This window comes from Chloroflexus islandicus (assembly GCF_001650695.1).
In the GTDB taxonomy this organism is placed as follows: domain Bacteria; phylum Chloroflexota; class Chloroflexia; order Chloroflexales; family Chloroflexaceae; genus Chloroflexus; species Chloroflexus islandicus.
Window position 1 is genome coordinate 1 of record NZ_LWQS01000124.1, and the last position, 928, is coordinate 928.

1 protein-coding gene is annotated in these 928 nt (G+C 66.1%); it reads right to left on the reverse strand.

Annotated features, from left to right (window positions below; translation table 11 throughout):
- Positions 1 to 523: 523 nt before the first annotated feature.
- Positions 524 to 928, reverse strand: a 405-nt coding sequence (locus A6A03_RS19360; protein WP_066791529.1) for an RNA polymerase sigma factor, incomplete at its 5' end; no start/stop codon positions are given.

The following is a 928-nucleotide window of genomic DNA, read 5'->3' on the forward strand; positions in this document are numbered from 1 at the left end:
GGGTGAGGGTGATCAGCCCGCGCAGCGGGCTTCGTACTCCTAGCCCGGCCCTTCAGGGCCGGGCCTGCCATGCTCGCGGGAGATCGCTGCGCCGCGTGCGGGCCGAGCACCACCCTGCCCCTGCGCGCGGCTTGCACTGACCATGAGCGCCTGATGTCATTGCGAGGAAGCGGCGGCCCCAGCGCAGCACGGGGCCGCCCGACCGAAGCAAGCTCCCGCTTCAGCGGAGCGCATGCCTGAGCGCGTGTCTCCTGTGCTCGCTAGTTGCGGGGCAGACAGAACCTTGAGGTACACACAACCGTTAACGTTGTGCGATGCCTCAACACTCGGTTCTCCGCCCCCCCTTTCCCGCTAATGCGGTGGGGATGAGGGTGAACCACACAGCGCACTGCCTTTAATCCCATCTGCGCGCATGCGGTCTGTCCACCCTTGAATCGTTGGAAACAGGGGGTGGAAGAGGTACCGAACCGTGTTCCCCTCCCTACCCCCTATCTCCCCATTCCCTATTCCCCACTCCCTGCTCTCACGCCATCGGCGGGGTGTACGTCCGCCGTGGGTTGGGGAGCAGCTCAGGCTGCTCGCGCACCAGTTTGCGGGCAAGGGTCATTGCCCGGTGCTGGAGCGCTTTCGTGGCAGAGACGGTGCAACCGAGTTGTTGGGCGGTGTCTTCCAGCGATAGGGCGTAGCCGAAGCGGAGCCAGAGCACCTGCCGATAGTGGTCGGGCAGAGCGGTGAACACCTGCTGGAGATGCTCCCAGTCCCACTGGTGGGCGAGCAGGGCTTCGGGATCGCCGTCGTGCTCACTGTCACCGTCTTCGAGCGGAGCAAACCGCCGGTCACGGCGCAGGACACTGGCGGCCTGATCGCGGGCGAGGTGGAACAGCCACGCGGTGAGGGGCAAGCCGCGGTCTTCGTACTGATTGGCCCG